Origin of the sequence: Halobaculum rubrum (assembly GCF_019880225.1) — an archaeon.
Classification (GTDB): Archaea; Halobacteriota; Halobacteria; order Halobacteriales; family Haloferacaceae; genus Halobaculum; species Halobaculum rubrum.
In genome coordinates, this window is record NZ_CP082284.1 from 2689479 (window position 1) to 2704375 (window position 14897).

General features: G+C 69.9%; 13 protein-coding genes and 2 pseudogenes. 2 read left to right on the plus strand and 13 right to left on the minus strand.

Translation table 11 applies throughout. From position 1 onward, the window contains the following. Nucleotides 1-14 precede the first annotated feature (14 nt). Nucleotides 15-374 (plus strand): annotated as a pseudogene (locus K6T25_RS15775) (alkaline phosphatase family protein); the annotation flags it as partial. A gap of 263 nt (nucleotides 375-637) precedes the next feature. On the opposite strand, the pseudogene K6T25_RS15835 reads toward K6T25_RS15775, so the two are convergent. Further along, a pseudogene (locus K6T25_RS15835) lies at nucleotides 638-835 on the minus strand (hypothetical protein); the annotation flags it as partial. 115 nt (nucleotides 836-950) lie between these two features. Here K6T25_RS15835 and K6T25_RS13715 point away from each other — a divergent pair. Beyond that, nucleotides 951-1100, plus strand: coding sequence for a hypothetical protein (locus tag K6T25_RS13715; protein WP_222915026.1), 150 nt, complete (start codon nucleotides 951-953; stop codon nucleotides 1098-1100). A gap of 22 nt (nucleotides 1101-1122) precedes the next feature. Here K6T25_RS13715 and fer read toward each other — a convergent pair whose 3' ends face one another. From fer to K6T25_RS13775, 12 genes are all read right to left on the minus strand, one after another. Next, complete coding sequence (gene fer, locus K6T25_RS13720; RefSeq protein WP_222915028.1) at nucleotides 1123-1860, minus strand: ferredoxin Fer; 738 nt, start codon at nucleotides 1858-1860, stop codon at nucleotides 1123-1125. A 317-nt stretch (nucleotides 1861-2177) separates the two neighbouring features. Continuing rightward, complete coding sequence (locus tag K6T25_RS13725) at nucleotides 2178-2801, minus strand: adenylyltransferase/cytidyltransferase family protein (protein WP_222915029.1); 624 nt, start codon at nucleotides 2799-2801, stop codon at nucleotides 2178-2180. Continuing rightward, nucleotides 2798-4240: a hypothetical protein gene (locus K6T25_RS13730; protein ID WP_222915031.1), complete on the minus strand. Its 1443-nt coding sequence runs from the start codon at nucleotides 4238-4240 to the stop codon at nucleotides 2798-2800. The genes K6T25_RS13725 and K6T25_RS13730 overlap by 4 nt, the downstream gene beginning before the upstream one ends. Continuing rightward, a complete protein-coding gene (locus tag K6T25_RS13735; RefSeq protein ID WP_222915033.1) occupies nucleotides 4222-5517 on the minus strand; it encodes an alkaline phosphatase family protein in 1296 nt (431 codons plus the stop codon). Before K6T25_RS13735 ends, K6T25_RS13730 begins: the two co-directional genes overlap by 19 nt. Next, the gene (locus K6T25_RS13740) at nucleotides 5517-6785 is read right to left on the minus strand and encodes an acyl-CoA dehydrogenase family protein (RefSeq protein WP_222915035.1); all 1269 of its coding nucleotides are present in this window, start codon (nucleotides 6783-6785) and stop codon (nucleotides 5517-5519) included. The genes K6T25_RS13735 and K6T25_RS13740 overlap by 1 nt, the downstream gene beginning before the upstream one ends. 187 nt (nucleotides 6786-6972) lie before the next feature. Beyond that, nucleotides 6973-8166 carry an outer membrane protein assembly factor BamB family protein gene (locus K6T25_RS13745; protein ID WP_222915037.1) on the minus strand — a complete coding sequence of 398 codons (1194 nt, stop codon included), beginning with the start codon at nucleotides 8164-8166 and terminating at the stop codon, nucleotides 6973-6975. A gap of 124 nt (nucleotides 8167-8290) precedes the next feature. Further along, entirely contained in the window at nucleotides 8291-9319 is a 1029-nt protein-coding gene (locus K6T25_RS13750) for a 3-oxoacyl-ACP synthase (protein ID WP_222915039.1), read from the minus strand. Beyond that, nucleotides 9312-10481: a branched-chain amino acid ABC transporter permease gene (locus tag K6T25_RS13755; RefSeq protein ID WP_345778239.1), complete on the minus strand. Its 1170-nt coding sequence runs from the start codon at nucleotides 10479-10481 to the stop codon at nucleotides 9312-9314. Before K6T25_RS13755 ends, K6T25_RS13750 begins: the two co-directional genes overlap by 8 nt. A 202-nt stretch (nucleotides 10482-10683) precedes the next feature. Next, nucleotides 10684-11712, minus strand: a complete 1029-nt coding sequence (locus K6T25_RS13760) for a branched-chain amino acid ABC transporter permease (RefSeq protein ID WP_222918060.1) — start codon at nucleotides 11710-11712, stop codon at nucleotides 10684-10686. Between the two features lie 32 nt (nucleotides 11713-11744). Continuing rightward, nucleotides 11745-12434 carry an ABC transporter ATP-binding protein gene (locus K6T25_RS13765; RefSeq protein ID WP_222918062.1) on the minus strand — a complete coding sequence of 230 codons (690 nt, stop codon included), beginning with the start codon at nucleotides 12432-12434 and terminating at the stop codon, nucleotides 11745-11747. 128 nt (nucleotides 12435-12562) lie between these two features. Beyond that, nucleotides 12563-13432: an ABC transporter ATP-binding protein gene (locus tag K6T25_RS13770; protein WP_222915041.1), complete on the minus strand. Its 870-nt coding sequence runs from the start codon at nucleotides 13430-13432 to the stop codon at nucleotides 12563-12565. Further along, entirely contained in the window at nucleotides 13433-14716 is a 1284-nt protein-coding gene (locus K6T25_RS13775) for an ABC transporter substrate-binding protein (RefSeq protein ID WP_425600883.1), read from the minus strand. Between the last annotated feature and the right edge of the window lie 181 nt (nucleotides 14717-14897).

The window sequence follows — 14897 nt, forward strand, 5'->3', positions numbered from 1 at the left end:
GAGTTCGGACCTTCTTGATCGGGATCGACAGGGCCTCGTGGTCCGTGCTCGACCCGTTGCGTGCGGATGGAGTACTGCCGACGCTCGGCTCACTGTTCGACCGCTTTGCAGTCGGCGATCTGGAGTCACAGCTTCCCCCGTGGTCACCCAGCGCGTGGCCGTCGCTGTACACCGGTGTTAACCCCGGCAATCACGGGGTATTCGACCTCATCAGCTTCGACGGCTACGACTGGGACCTCGTCGACCGCGGCGACGTGCACGAGCACGCGATATGGGAACTGCTGGACCAGCGCGGGCTTCGAAGCGTCGAGGTGAACGTCCAGGTGACCGATCCTCCACGGCCGATCGACGGCGCGCTCGTCCCCGGCTGGACTGTCACGTTCTCCCTCACGACGGTCTCGTTGAACAGCGGCACCCCGACCGTCGTCGACCCTGCCGCACGCCTGTCATTATGCACCACCGCGGTGAACGTGATCACCTCGCGGGCGTCGACCACGGTTGCGCTCGCATCCAACCCGGTGACCGAGACGTTCGGCCGCGGCGGCGTCACGTTCACCAGGAACCGCTCGGTGCGGTCGACCTCGACCGAGTGCACGCCGGAGTCGTCGAACGTCCAGGTGAATCTGACCGTTCGGCTCTGATTCGGTTCGAGGGTGAACTGGCGGGAATCCACCCGTTCGCCGTCGATCTCGAACTCGATCGTCTTCGTCCCGGAGCCGTTTCCGACGTTTCGGACCGACGCCGTCGTGACGAGGGTGTCGCCGGTCACGAGGTCCGTGTCGCTGACGGTCACCGTCACGTTCGTGTACTCCGGCTCGGGGTCCGTCGGGGGCACATCCTCCGCGTCGTCATCGGAGGTATCGCCGGTGGTCTCACCCGACGCACCGCCCGGGCTCCCGCCGGTGGCACCACCGGCAGTCCCTCCCGAGGGCCCACCGGACGAGCCGCCGGTGTTCCCACCCGAGGAGACGACCCGCGTCAGCGAGGGCGGCCACCACGCCAGCGAGTACTCGCGACCGGTCGAAACGCTGGTCGTCAGCTTCGGGACGGAGCCGACGATGCACGGCGTCGACGCGCCGGTGCTCGAGTTGACGCTCTGACGCGGCCGTCCGCGCCGCTCCGTCAGTCGTCGGCCCGCGCCCGTTCGAACCGGTCGGCCGGGAGACGAAGGTCGTCGAGCCCCGGGAGGTGCTTGACGTTGAAGATCACCCGGAGCGTCTCGGAGATCGGACGACCGATACACGAGAGGCGAAAGCCCCGCTCCACCAGGTCATCGGTGAGCACGTTGTCGACGGTGCTGTCGAGTTCCCCCTCGACGACCGCGACGGCGCAGTTCGCACAGGCGCCGCCGCGGCAGGCGAACGGCCACGCGAACCCGCGTTGTTCGGCCGCTTCCAGCAGCGTCTCCCCCGGTTCCGCGAGGAACAGTCCGTAGTCGTCCGGATCGAGGTCGGCACTCGACGCCGCCTCGAAGAGATCGGGATCGTCGATGTCCCACCCGTGGTCGGCGACGACATCGTAGTTCAGATACTCGACGCGGGTGGTCGTCAGCGGTCGGTCACCCGTTTCCCCGCCACGCTCCCCGTCGGTCTGCCCGGTCGGGTCCGACTGTGCGTCGGCACCCGGGCTTGCCGGCGGTGATTCTCCCTGTGGGTCGGCTGCCCCATCGGCTCCCACGTCATCCGGCGCGATAGCGGCCCCCGAGATCACCGCCTCGTACGCTTCCCGAACGCGCTGAAACTCCTCGGCGGATCCGCCTCGGTCCGGGTGGGCCTCCTTCACGCTCCGCCGGTAGGCCCGTTCGATCTCCGTATCGTCGGCGTCGGCGTCGAGCCCCAGTACGTCGTACGGAGAATCCACGAACAGCCGTACGGTCGTGCGGGTTATGGCCCTTTCGTCGGCGACAACTCGGACCCGGCCGCCGACACGGAACCCGAGGTCGACCGCATACCCGTCGACAGCGGGACACTGTGGCTCGGCGACACCGACGACGACGTCGGGTTACTGCTCGACTGGTTCGTCGCCGAGGGGAGCCAGGCGTCGGAGGGCGATCGGATCGCCGAGTTCCAAGTCGAGAGGGTCGACGTGGACGTGCCTGCGCCCGCGACGGGGACGCTCGCGGGCGCGACCGAGGAGCCGGACGACTTGTTCGGGGGTGACCGGTCGGCACGAACCGATCACTCCTCGTACAGCGTTCCGACGCGGTCGACGCCATCGATTTCGTCCAGCACGGCGACGACGGCGGACGGCACCGACGACCGCCACTCGGCCCCTTCGCGGTCGGCGGACCGACCGGCCTCGCCCCCGGGTCCCGGCGGCTCGCGATCCACCGCCCCGGCCTCCGCGGCCATCGCCTCGCGGATCCCGGTCCCGCTCACCGTCCGCTCGGCCTCGATCGTGGTCACCGCCCGACCGTGTTCGCGGAGCCGGTCGGCCTTCACCTCGTGCCAGGGCTCGAGTACCCGCAGGAGGTGCAGCGCGTCCGCCGGCGCGTAGTGTTCCCACAGCTCCGGACGGTTGATCGGGAACGGGAGCACACGGACGGGAACACCCGGATCCGCGGCCGACAGCGCCGCCGTGATCATTCGGTGGCGCTCGTGATAGCGGAAGGGGTTGTTCCGCGGGTCGTCGCGATCGGGGTCGGCGGTCTCGGCGGCGACGTGCCCGGGGTCGGCGTTCGTGATCCCGACGATCAGCTCGTCGCACTCGCCGGCGGCCCACTCGCAGTACGCGAGGTGACCGTCGTGAAACGGCTGAAACCGGCCGTGAACGTGGCCGACTACGGTGTCACGGTCGGTCACCTCGAACCACCGGCCGGCGGCCACCGCGCCGCGGCCTCCACGAGCCGTGCGGACTCGCCGTCGGTCGCGTCGACGATCGGTGCGTCGCCACGGTCCAGTCGCCCGACTCGAACCGGATCGGCGCCCGAAACGTCGCGGAGCAGATCGGCCACCCGCCCGAGCGCGCTCGGGGTCGCGACAGCCGCGAACGGTCCGTTCGTCTCGACGGTCGCGTCGGGGATCGTCCACCCGTCGGCGGCCGCCTCCGCGACGGCGTCGTACACCGGGAGTCGTTCGAGTCGGAGCGATCGACCCTCGCGAGCGGCGAGCCGGCCGATCCCCGCGATCCCCTCCCCCGACACGTCTGTAACGCGGGCGACGTGACGGGCCGGGTCGAACGACTCGCCCGGCTTCGGACGACACGCCGCCAGCGCCTCGGCAACGGGGCGAGTGTCGCGAACGAGTCGGTCGCGCCCCAACTCGCGGAGTCCACGGTCACCGTCGAGCGTGCCGAGAGCGAACGCCGCCAGTCCGCCGAGCGGCCGCGTCACGAGCACCGCACAGTCGTCCGGGAGCGGCGGTTCCTGGGGTTCGACGCATCCGGCGGCGGTGACGCTCGCGCCGAGGAGCCATCCGTCCCCGCCGTGCGTCAGCACCGATGCCCGCAACACCGTCGCATCGGCGGGAAGCCCCGCGCGATACCAGTCGGTCACCTGTGGCGCCGGTGGGTCGACACCCGCGGGCGTAGCGATGACGGGCCGAACGACGCGGTCTGCAGTCGCGCCCGCCGCGGTCACGTCGTTGCAGGCGTTCAGCGCGGCGACCCGTGCCTGTTCGGGCGGTTCGAGGCCTGGAAACGCGTGGACGGCGTCGACGTTGGCTGCGAGGACGCCGTCGGTCGACTGACCCGCCGTCCGTTCGGTCGAGTCGCCGGCGTCGGTCGGTCGGAGGTGTTCCAGCCAGAGGAGCCCGCCCCGCAGTCCGGGGATCTGCACTGCGTGGCCCTTTCCGATGGTCACCGCCGGCCCGTCGAGGCCGGCGTACGCTGTCGCGAGGGCGTCGCCGAACCGCTCGGGGTCCGCGAAGTCGTCGCCGACGAACGCGCACGCGAGCGTCACCACTGGCCCGCTGTCTCCGTCGCCGTCGAACGGGACCGCCGGCCGGTCCTCGCCGAGCGCGACAACGTCGACCGTCCGCTCGACCGCGTCGGAGCCGGTCGCATCCTCGAGGATCGCCGCGTCGGTGGCGGGACCCAGTCGGACGCTCGTCCCGTCGAGTGCGTCGCGGACGCGATCGCGAGCGGGGAACACCACCCTGTCGAGCGGCGTCTTCCCGGCGCAGCCGCACCGCCGCGCGTCGGCTCCGGCGCCGGGTGCGACGGCGGGCCCCCCTGTCGACCGATCGCTGTCGCAGCCGCCGTCGGCGACGACGCGCTCGTGACTCACTCCTCGCGCGGCCACAGGGGCCTCACCTCGCTCGTCGGGTAGTCGCGGACCGCGGGGGTCCGACGCAGTCCGTCGAGCATGACCCGGTCGGCCACCGCGCGAGCAGTCTTCAGCAGCTCCCGGCCCCGAACGTCGCCGAACCCGCCGCGTGCGGCCGGCCGTTCGCCGACCGCGTCGACGTCGTCGGTGCGGACGGGCTCGGCGACCATCGTGACCGGCACCGGCTCGCCCGAGTGCACCACGTCCTCCGTGCTCGGGGTCGTGTGGTCCGCGGTAACTAGTGTAACTAGCTCGGGGTCCTCCAACGCGCGCTCGACCACCGGCGCGAGCGACGCGTCGATCGCCGCCAGCTCGTCGCGCTTCTCCGCGGGACCGGCCGCGTGTGACACCTCGTCGGGCTCCGGGTAGTGGACGTGCACGAACTCGTGATCCGCGAGCGTCTCGAGCGCCCGATCCGCCCGGGCGTCGTACCCGTCCGGCGGCTCGACGTGCGTCATCCCGAGGGTACGCGCGAGTCCGGTCAACACTGGCTTGGGCGTCACACTCGCCGCGTCCAGCCCGTGTCGGTTGCCGAACGACTGGACCCGCGTCGGGGTCGCGGCCCACTTCGAGAGCACCACGTCGGCCGGCCCCGGATCGTCCGCCAGCGCCGACCGGGTCGACCGCGTGTACCTCCGGAGCGCGTCCGCAGTTCGACGGGCTGCCGCCCGATCGGTCGCGTCGTGGGTCGGCTCGCTCGCGACGACCGGCAGCCCGGACTCGAACGGATCCACGTCCGTGACCGCCGCCGACACCACCGTGTCCGCAGTAATCGTCACCCTCCCCCGGTTCTTCCACGTGTATTCGAACTCGACGGAACAGCCGTCGACGACCGGGACGTCGACCTCGGCGACGCCGGGGCGCTCGGCGAGCGCGGGGAACTCGACGGCGTCGCTCGCGAGGTGCCGGTTCGCGACGCGGGTCCCGGTCTCGGGATCGAGCGACGCGAACGACGCCGAGCAGACCACGCTTCCCGCCGGCGGCTCGTGGCCGAACCCCCGCGCCTCGAGCACGCCCCGCCCCGGAACCTCATCGGGGTCGTAGCCGAACAGGCGGGTGTGCGCGAGATCGCTCGACAGCGGGACGCCCGGGTCGGCGACGTGCATCGTGCCGTTGATCCCCGCGGTCGCGAGTCGATCCAGGTTCGGGGTCTCGGCCGCCTCCAGCGGCGTCCGACCGTCCAACTCCGGCGCCGGTCGGTCGGCCGCGCCGTCGAGCAGCAACAGGAGGATCGAGCGGTCCGTCCCGCGCATCAGTCCAGTCCGAGCGTCTTCGCGATGGTGCGTTTCTGCACCTCGGTCGTCCCCGCGGGGATGCGGAGGTTCCGGGCGACCCGGAACACGCGCTCGACGCCGCCGGCGCGCATCAGCCCGTAGCCGCCCAGCACCTGTATCGCGCGGTCGGCCCAGTCGAACAGCCGGTCCTCGGGGTAGTACTTCAGCATCGAGAGCTTCCGGCGCGCGGTCGCCGGCTGGCTGAGGTCGTGGAGGTTCGCCTCCGCGTCGTACGCGCCAAGCAGGGAGGTTCCCATCTCGCGGACGGCGTGGATCTCGGTCGCGGTCTCGACGATCGGCCACTGTACCGCCTGGTTGCTGCCGATGGGTTCGCCGAACGACTCCCGGTCCTTCGCGTAGGTGAGCATCCGATCGAGGAGGTACCGCCCCATCCCGGCACACATTCCGGCCCGGCCGGCCCGCCGCCAGTTCACCCACGACAGCGCCAGCGGGAGGCCGTCGCCGACCTCGCCGACCAACTGGTCGCCGTCGATCCGGCAGTCGCGGAGGTGCACGTCGGAGGTTATGCCGTCCATCATGATGTTCAGGTTCGGCTCGCCGACTTCGAACCCCGGGTTGTCGGTGTCGACGAGGAACATCCCCATCGTCTCGTGGGCCGGCCCCTCGGCGCCGTCGACCTTCGCGAGGATCTGTGCCGTGTCCGCGAACGGGCCGTTCGTGATGTAGCGCTTGTCGCCGTCGAGGACCCAGCCGTCGCCGTCGCGCTCGGCGGTCGTCGAGATGGCCGTCACGTCCGAGCCGGCGCCCGGCTCGGTGATGCCGATGCAGGCCGTCTTTCGCCCCTCGACGAGCGGTCGGAGCCACTCCTCGCGCTGGTCCTCGTCGAGGTGCACCAGGGCGGGCGAGGGGCCCTCGGTCCACGCCATCATCGCGCGGGCGACGCTCGACCCGTGACCCGTTCCGTAGCGGAACACCGCCTCCTGCACGTAGAAGTGCTCGCGGTTCGAGAGGCCGCCACCGCCGACCTCCTCCGGTAGATGGAGCGCGTACAGCCCCTCGTCGGCGCTTCGCTTCCGGATCTCCTCTTGCATCGCCCGCGTCTCGGGCTTCATGAGGCCGTCCTCGTCGAGGTAGTCCAGCGGCCCGCCGACGTGCTCGGCGTGTTCCTCCTCGTACGGGAGGACCTCCTCCTCGATGAACTCGATCACTCGGTCGACGACCGGCTGCACGTCGTCGGGAACGGTGAACTCGCCGGCGAGCGCGTCGTCCTCGGGAAACGTCGTCATACGCTACCGATTCACGGACCGACGAATAAGTGTTGGCTCGACTGGAACCGTTCGCCGGTTCATCGTCCGACAGGCGGCTTTCTCCGCGTCCGATACATCGCGAGCTGCTCCGATGATATCTGCAGAGGAATCGAAGATCGAGGAGTCGGCCTGTCAAATACGGGGGGAACGTACGAACCGCGCCGGATCACTCCAGCGCGAGGATCCGCTGATCGTCGTCACCGACGGCCGCGAAGACGGCACCGTCCGCGACACTCACGCCCGAGACGGATCCGCCATCGTGCGTGTACTGCCACCGCCGCGGGTCGATCCGCGCTCCGCCGACGCCGGTCCCGCCATCGAGTTTGTACGCGAGGATACTGTCCTCCCCGCCGATGTACAGCGTGTCACCGGCGGCCGCGGGAACGCTGCTCGCGGCGTCGCCGAACGTCCAGCGTTCGCGTCCGTCATCGGTACTCAGCGTCGTGAGGCCACCGCCGTCGGCACCATGGACCCCACCCGCGGCACGAACGAGTAGCCCCTGTGCGACCGGTCCCTCCTCCGCGTGCCAGCTCACACGGCCGGCGTGAGCGGCGGTTCGTAGTTTCAGGACTCCCCCGCCGAAGGTCGCGACGTACAGCGAGTTGCCCCGTTCGGCCGTCATCGCGGTGACGCCGCCGGGGACTTTCGTGCGCCAGAGTCCCCGGCCGTCGTACACCATAAACACCTCCCCACCACTCGTCCCTGCGGTTACACCGGCAACGTTCGGAGCGACGAGCCGGGAGATCTCCCCGTACACGGATTTCGTCCACTGGACCGTCCCCGGCGGATCGGAACCCCCTCCCTCGAGTGCCACGTCGAGGAGTGTTCCTTCGATGGTCCCGACGTAGAGTTGGTTCCAGTCGTACCCCGCTACCGGCGGTGCCGAGACCCGACTGTCCGTTTCCACGCGCCATCGAACCTCGCCCGATCCCGCATCGAGCGCGACGAGACCCGATTCCGTTCCCACGTATGCAACCCCGTCGTGAACGGCCGGCGGCTGGTACTGGACGGCCGTGTCTTCCGGCTCCTCGTCCCGGAACCGCCACAGCGACTCGCCGCTGGCCGCATCGAACGCCTCGATACCGTACCACGTCGACTGGAGGACGGTTCCGCCGGCAACGATGGGTTGGCCGATGGGCGTTCCCTTGAGCGAGGCAGTAAAGCGCTCACCGGGCGCTGACCGTGGGACGGCGGCCGAGGGAACGTATCCCGACCGCATGCGATCCGCGCCGAACATCGGCCAGTCCGTGTTCGAGTCCGTCCCCGGCTTCACCGAGGATCCGGCGGTGCTCACGCACCCTGTGAGGGCGCCGACGGTTCCGCCGGCAACTCCGGCGAGTACCGCGCGTCTGGAGGGCATCGTTCCCACGTCCGTACGTGGAACAAGATCTCTTCTGCACCGTACTCCGGTCGGCGTCCACGGCAGACAGTAGAACGCGTTGCCCCCCGATCGTCACTCCGGAAGGTTCGACGGGGCCGACGAATCAGCGACCGGTCCACTCCAGCACGGTCGCCGCCCAGGTGTAGCCGGTGCCGGCCGCGAGACAGAGGACCACGTCGCCGTCGGCGACGCGGCCGCGGTCGAGCCCCTCCGCGAGCGCGAGCGCCTGATCCGCGCTCTGGACGTGACCGTAGTCGTCGAGGTAGTACTGCTCGGCGTCGTCGACCCCGAGTTCGCCGCACAGGTACTCGTGGAACGACCGCTTCATGTGGGTGAGCGCGAGGAAGTCCACGTCGTCGCGCTCGTATCCCGAGTCGGCGAGCGCCTCGTCGGCGACCGAGAGGAACGCCGGCGCGGACACGTCCGCGAGTCGTTCCTTCATGTCCTCCGGGTCCGGGACCGTCAGCGTGTGCTCGCCCGCCTCGATCGTCTCGCGGCTCGGCGGGATCGCCGATCCGCCCGCGGGCATCACTACGTCCCGCGAGAAACTGCCGTCGGTCGTCGCCGCCGACTCGCGGACGACCGCGCGGGTTCGATCGTCTGCCGGGTCGGCCTCCAGCACCGTCGCGGCCGCGCCCGAGCCGAAGTTGAACATGAAGCTCGCGTCCTCGTTGCCGTAGTCGACGAGGTCCTCCTCGCGGCTCGCGGTGACCAACAGCGCGCGGTCGACGTCGCCGACGCGGAGTTGGGCGGCCGTGTGGCGGATCGCGATCGGCGCGCCCGCACACAGGGCGTACGACTCGTGGGCGTAGGCGTCGTCGGCGCCGATGCGCTCGGCCACGTCGGCGGCGGCCGACCAGACGACGTGGTCCTTGTACTCGCTGCCGTGGTACAGGAGGAGGTCGAGGTCGGCGGCGTCGACGCCGGCATCAGCCAGCGCCTCGCGTCCGGCCGCGACGCACATGTCCGAGACGTGGTCGTCGTCGGGCGGGCAGACGCGCTTCTCGCGCATGCCCATCTTCTCGACGACGACCTCCTCGGGGATCTCACTGATCTCGGCGATCTCCTCGCCGGTGAGCACCTCGTCGGGGACGTACGTTCCGAGACCGGTGAGGGCGACGGTCCTACTCACCGAGCCACCTCCGAACCCGCCGCGGGACGGCCGTCGCCAGCGTTCCGCCCATCCGGTCGCGGACGGTACCGAGGAGCCCGTTCGGAACGTACAGCACGAACAGCACGAACAGCAGGCCGACGTACAGCGCGGCGTGCCCGTTCAGGAACGTCTCGATTGCCTCCGCGACCGTGAGCCCGTTGTACAGTTCGGTCGTGAGCGTCGCGTCGCCGACGTTCGCGCGGAGGTACGGCAGCAGTCCGCCGCCGCCGCCCTCCTTCGAGAGGAACTCCCGGACGCCCGCGTTGAACAGCTCGCCGTACAGCGGCCCGGCGAGCGTGCCGAAGCCGCCGATGATCGACACCAGGAGCGCGTCGCCGGCGACGAGGAAGTAGAAGCCGTTCTCGGGCGTCACGGAGCGTCGGAAGCCGACGAACAGCGCGCCAGCTATCCCGGCGAAGAAGCCGGAGGCGACGAACGCCCCGAGCTTGTACGCGTAGGTGTTGTAGCCGATCGCTCGGGCCCGCTCCTCGTTCTCGCGGATCGCGATCAGCGTCCGTCCGAACGGCGAGTGGACGAGCCGCTGCATCGCGAGATAACAGACGAGCACGACCGCGCCGACCGCGTAGAAGGACACCTCGGTCGGCGAGAGGTTGATGAAGCCGAACAGCCCCTCGATCGAGTCGCCGGTCAGTTGCCCGATGGCGACGTTCCACCCGTCGACGCCCGGGACACCGATCCGGAACCCCTCCAGCGTCCCCGTCACCGCAACGCCGTCGCGGGGCGCCGAGGAGACGAAGTCCCAGTTGCGGACGAACACGTACAGCACCTGCGAGAAGCCGAGCGTGATCATCGCGAAGTAGACGCCCGACAGCCGGAACGACACGCTTCCGATGGCCAGCGCCAGCACCGCGGCGGCGACCCCCGCGAACACGAGCAGCAGCATGAACGGCGTCTCCGGGCCGAGGAGGGGCAGTTTCCCGTTTGCCGCGAGCGCGACGACGTACGCGCCGGTCCCGTAGAACGCCGCGTGGCCAAAGGAGAGGTAGCCCGTGTAGCCGCTGATGAAGTCGAACGACATCGCGAACAGTCCGAAGAACAGTACGACGACGAGCGTCTCGATCCGCGGCAACAGCGCCACGGCCTCCGTCGACAGGCCGGAGTTCACGAGCAGCGCGTACACGCCGGGGTACAGCGCGAACGCGAGCACCACGACCAAGTGAACGAGGTGGTCCTCGGCGTACTGCCGGTACCAGACGGTCCCGGTGTCGCCGCCGTACCGCTCGAACGCGGTCGCGGCGTCGCCGCCGACGCTTTCTCCGCCTTCACTGTCGCCGGCGTTCGTCTCGGCCGCGGCTCCGTCGACCGAGCCGTCGTCGGGAGGGCTAATGACCCCCCACCTCCGAGACGCCGTACAGCCCCTGTGGCTTCACGATCAGCGTGATCACGAGCACGAGGAACACGACCATCTCCGGCAGGCCGGTGAAGTCGACGAAGTTCTGGAACCACCACGTCATCGACGAGTCGACGAGGCCGACGATCAGCGCCGCCACGACGGTGCCGCGGAACGTCCCGAGCCCGCCGACGATCACGACGACGAACGCCGGCAGCAGCGTCTCGGCCGCCAGCGGCACCGACGCGCCCCACGCGGGGTCCCACGCCAGCAGCACGCCGGCGGCGCCGGCGATACCGGTACCGAGCGCGAACACGACGGTGAACACGCGGTTCACGTCGACACCCAGCGCCGACAGCATCTCGCTGTCCTCGCTGCCGGCACGCACGAACAGCCCGTAGCGCGTCCGGGTGAGAAACAGGTGGACGCCGACCACGGTCGCGACGCCGAACAGGATCTGGAACAGCTCCAACCCGCTCGCCGAGACGCCGGTGACGCCGATCGAGTCGGCGAGGAACGTCGGCTTCGTTCCGAGCACGTCCTGCCACACGGTCGTCGGCTGCAACCCGTAGAACAGCACGACGATGCGCGCCAGTTCGTCGAGCACCAACGTCACGCCGAAGGTGAGCAGGATCTGATACAGCGGCGGTCGGTCGTAGATCGGCCTGACGAGGCCGACCTCTATCCCACCACCCAGCGCGGCAAGCGCGCCGAAGGCGACGACGACGGCGACGCCGAACGCGAGCAGCCGCCCGACGCCGCCGGTCGACTGCGCGACCGCGGCTACAAGCACCAGCCCGCCGAGATACGCGCCCAGCATGGTCAGCGAGCCGTGGGCGAAGTTGAGCACGCCCATCAGGCCGAACACGAGCGTCAGCCCGGCGGCGATCATGACGTACAGGCTCGCCTTGGCGATCCCGCGGACGATCACGTCCGCGAGCGTCGACGGCGAGAGGAACTCGATCAACGCGTCCGCGAACTGCAGCGGGAGCGCCGGTCCCGCGGGAGCGAGCGACGCCATCGACGCCGGTACCGCGAGGGCGAGACTCGCGCTCATGCCGACAGATACCTCCGGAGTCGCTCGCCGTCGGCGCTGACGGCGTCGGTGTCGCCCTCGTCGACGACGGTGCCGTGATCGAGCACGTAGAACCGGTCGGCGACGTCGAGCGCGAGCGGGAGGTTCTGTTCGACCAGTAGCATCGTCGTGTCGCTTGCCGCCTCGGTCAGCGCCTCCGCGACCGCCTCGACGATGAGCGGCGCCAGCCCCTCGCTGGGCTCGTCGACGAGCAGCAGGTCGTTGTCGCCGACGAGCCCGCGGGCGATCGAGAGCATCTGCTGTTGGCCGCCCGAGAGGTCGCCCGCCTTCGCGTCGCGTCGCTCCCGGAGGTCCGGGAACGTCTCGAAGGCGAGATCCAGCGCCGCGTCGCCGTCGTCGGCGTCGGGGACGGCCACGCGGACGTTCTCCTCGACGGTGAGCTGCCCGAACATCCGCCTGTCCTCCGGGATCCAGCCGAGGCCGCGGTCGGCGACCTCGTGCGTCTCGCGACCGACCAACTCCTCGCCGCGGTATCGGATCGACCCCTCGCGGGGCGGCGTGAGCTGCAACACGGAGCGCAGCGTCGTCGTCTTGCCGACGCCGTTTCGCCCCATTAGCGCGACGACTTCCCCCTCGTACACGTCGAGGTCGACGCCCTCGAGGACGTGGCTGTCGCCGTAGTACGTCTCGACGCCCGACAGCGACAGGAGCGGGTCGCCGCGCTCATCGCTCGACGGCCCGTCGTCGACGCGGTCGTCGGTCCCGGCGTTCGGGTTCGGATCGGCGTCCGGTTCGGCGCTCGCGTCGGCATTCGAGTTCGGACTCGCATCCGCGCTCACGCCGGTTCACCTCCGTCGTTCGATCCCGTGGAGCCATCGGAAGACGCGTTCTCGTCCGTGCTCCCGGGCTCGTAGCCGCCGAGGTACGCCCGCTGGACCGCGGGGTCGTCCCTGACGGCCGCGGGCTCGTCGTCCGCGATGACCGCGCCCTGATTGAGCACGACGACCCGGTCGGACACCTCCATCACGATGTCCATGTTGTGCTCGACCAGTAGCACCGCGTGGTCGGTGGCGACGTCCTCGATCAGGTCGACGACGCGGTCGACGCTCTCCGAGGAGACGCCGGCGTTGGGTTCATCCAGCAGGAGGACGTCCGGGTCGCCCGCGAGCGCCACGCCGACTTCCAGCTGACGCTTCGCCCCGTGCGACAGCGCGCTGGCGGGCTCGTCTGCGCGATCGGCGAGCTCGACGCGGTCGAGGATGGCGTACGCCTCCTCGAGATACCCCTCGAGCTGACCGGCGTTGCGCCAGAAGTTCGCGCCGTCGCCGCCGGCGGCCTGCGCGGCGACGCGCACGTTCTCCAGCACCGTCGAGTTCGGGAACACGTTCGTCACCTGGTACGACCGGTGGACGCCCAGCGAGGCGATCTCGTGTGGCGCCGCGCCGGTGATGTCGCGCCAGCCGTCGGTGTCGTCCGCGGTGTCCGTGTCTTCTCTCGATCTGTCGGCGTCGCCGTCTCCCGTCCGGAGCTCGACGGCTCCCTCGGTGGGGTCGAGCACGCCCGTCAGGAGGTTGAAGAACGTCGTCTTCCCGGCGCCGTTGGGACCGATCAGCGAGCACAGCTCGTCGTCGTCGAGCGCGAAGTCCACGTCGTCGACGGCGGTGAGCCCGCCGAACCGCTTCGTGAGGCCGGTCGTACGGAGCATCTACAGCGAGCAGCCCATGTCGTCGCTGTCGGCCGGGATCGTCGTCTCCTCGGCCGAGATGCGCGCGACCGGCTCGCTCGGCTGAACGGCCGCGCCCCAGGCGTCGCTCCACTCGTCGGCCGTCGGGACGACGTCCGCGACGGTCATCTCCGACCGGGCCTGGTTGTTGTACTCCTGGAAGGTGTACGCGTCCGTCCCCTTCGGGGAGTCCGCGACGGTCATTCCGCGCAGGGCCTCGGCGATGTCGGCGCCCTCGGTGGAGCCGCTCTCCTCGACGCCCTGCACGATCGCCGAAGCGGCCGTGAACGTCCCGGAGGTGAACAGGTCCGGAACGCGGCCGTACGCGTTCACGTAGCCGTCGACGAACGCCGAGTTGATCTCGTTGTCGTACTGGTTCCAGTGGTAGCGGGTGGTGAACGGGCCGATGCCGGCACCGTCGAGTTTCTCCTGGGTGAGCGGCTTGCCCAGTTGGTTCTGGAGGAGGCCGCCGACGACGTTGTTCGTGATCGCGGTCGCGAAGCCGCCGAACACCGTGAAGTCGTAATCCCCCTGGAGGTACGTCGTAAACAGTGACGGAAGCGTCGCGACGGTAAACCCACCGACGATGCCCTCGGCGCCCGCCTCGACGGCGTTGTCGAGCAGCCCCTCCCATTCGCTGTACCCCTGGGGAACGAAGCGCTTGCCGACGATCTCGACGCCCTCCGCTTCCAACACCGTTTCGTAGTTGTTGACGACCGCTCGGCCGAACGAGTAGTCGGCGCCGAAGAGGAACACCCGCGAGACGTCCGACTCCTGGGCGACGTACTTCCCGCCCGAGCGCGCGTCCATCGCCGTGTTCTCGGAGGCACGGAACACCATGTCACTGCACGACTCCGAGTCCGCGGTGAGCGACGCCGACGCCGCGGGCCCGGCCATGTACGGGACGCCGGCCTGCTGGGCGACGGTCGTGCTCACGCGGGTAGCGGCCCCCGATGAGGCACACCCGAACAGCATATCGACTTCTTGGTCGGTCACGAGGTTCGTCGCGAGCGTCTGGGCGGTGTCCGCGGAGAACTGGCTGTCGCGGATATACAGCTCGTAGTCCACATCGCCCACGGTGACCGTCTGACTCCCCGTCTCCGCCGTCACCGACGGTTCTCCCCCGGCTTTGTACCCGAGTCCCGAGGAAAAGCCCCACAGCGCCTGCTGTCCGTAGTACTGGAGGTCCCCGGAGATGGGCTGGAGCACGCCGATCTTCACCGTTCCGGACGCCCCGCCCGTGCCGCCGGTCGTTGTTCCGTCCATGTCGCTGCTCGTCTCCGTATCTGCCGCCATGGTATCCTCGTCGGTTTCGGTTCCGTCGCCGCCGTTCCCGCCCGAACAGCCGGCCAGCCCGGTGATGCCTGCCGCACCCAGCGCGGCCAGCGTTCGACGTCGTGTGATACGCTCACTCATACAAAGCGATACTGTGCGGTATCCGGCAAGA